At 43.8% G+C, this 1,332-nt stretch carries 1 protein-coding gene; it reads right to left on the bottom strand.

Annotated elements, in window-relative coordinates:
- Window positions 1–1,332, bottom strand: a 1,332-nt coding sequence (gene ettA / locus E1176_RS00900) for an energy-dependent translational throttle protein EttA (protein ID WP_155208709.1), incomplete at both ends; no start/stop codon positions are given.

Here is a 1,332-nt window from a genome sequence, read left to right as displayed (position 1 = left end):
ATACTTTATACGTTTTGGCCCTACATCACCTAATCGTTTCTTGCGGTCTTCTTCATATTCTGAGAAGCTCCCCTCATACCATTTAACTTCAGAATTACCTTCAAAAGCCAAAGTATGGGTACATACCCTATCTAAGAACCACCTATCGTGAGAAATTATAACTGCACAGCCACCAAAGTTTTCCAATGCTTCTTCCAAAGCCCTCAAAGTATTTACATCAAGGTCGTTTGTTGGCTCATCCAGGAGCAATAAATTGGCTCCTTGTTTTAATGCAATAGCCAGATGAACACGATTTCTCATTCCACCAGACAGTTCCTTTACCTTTTTCTGTTGGTCGCTTCCGCTAAAGTTAAACTTGCTCACATAAGCACGGCTGTTGATTTGTTTATCTCCCAACTGAATCAACTCATTACCACCGGTGATAGCTTCCCAAACGGTATCCTCAGGCTTTAAATCATCATGCTCCTGGTCTACATAAGCGATTTCTACTGTAGAGCCAACCTCAAATGTACCTTCGTCAGGTTGCTGCTGCCCGGTAATCATTTTAAAGAGAGTTGTTTTACCAGCCCCATTTGGTCCAACAACACCAACAATACCTGCTTTTGGGAGGTTGAAGTCCATATTTTCATAAAGCAACTTGTCTCCAAATGCCTTCGCCACGCCATGCGCTTCAATTACTTTATCTCCAAGTCTCGGACCGGGAGGAATAAACAGCTCCAATTTAGCCTCTTTTTCCTTCGCCTGCTCTCCGAGAAGTTTGTCATAGGCATTAAGTCGAGCCTTCGACTTGGCTTGTCTGCCTTTCGGAGTCATTCGAGCCCACTCGAGTTCTCGTTCAAGGGTTTTCTGTCTTTTAGATTCAGATTTTTCTTCTTTAGCAAGTCGTTTTTGCTTTTGCTCTAACAAGGATGAGTAATTGCCTTTCCATGGAATGCCTTCTCCACGGTCCAGTTCAAGAATCCATCCGGCTACGTTGTCTAAGAAATATCTATCGTGAGTTACGGCAATCACGGTACCTTTATATTGTTGTAAGTGCTGCTCAAGCCAGTGTACAGACTCTGCATCAAGGTGGTTGGTAGGCTCATCGAGAAGTAGTACATCTGGCTCTTGTAAAAGCAATCGGCATAATGCCACCCTTCTTTTTTCACCACCAGATAGATGCTCAATCTTGGCGTCAGCATGCGGTGTTCGTAGTGCGTCCATCGCCCGCTCCAATTTATTGTCTAACTCCCAGGCGTTGGCTGCATCCAGTTTTTCCTGCACTTCGCCTTGTCTTTCAATAAGTTTATTCATGGCATCTGGATCATCCATGATTTCAGGCTCAGCAAATTT

The sequence above is a fragment of the Fulvivirga aurantia genome, assembly GCF_009711475.1.
Taxonomy (GTDB): domain Bacteria; phylum Bacteroidota; class Bacteroidia; order Cytophagales; family Cyclobacteriaceae; genus Fulvivirga; species Fulvivirga aurantia.
This window is presented reverse-complemented; position numbering and strand designations above follow the sequence as displayed.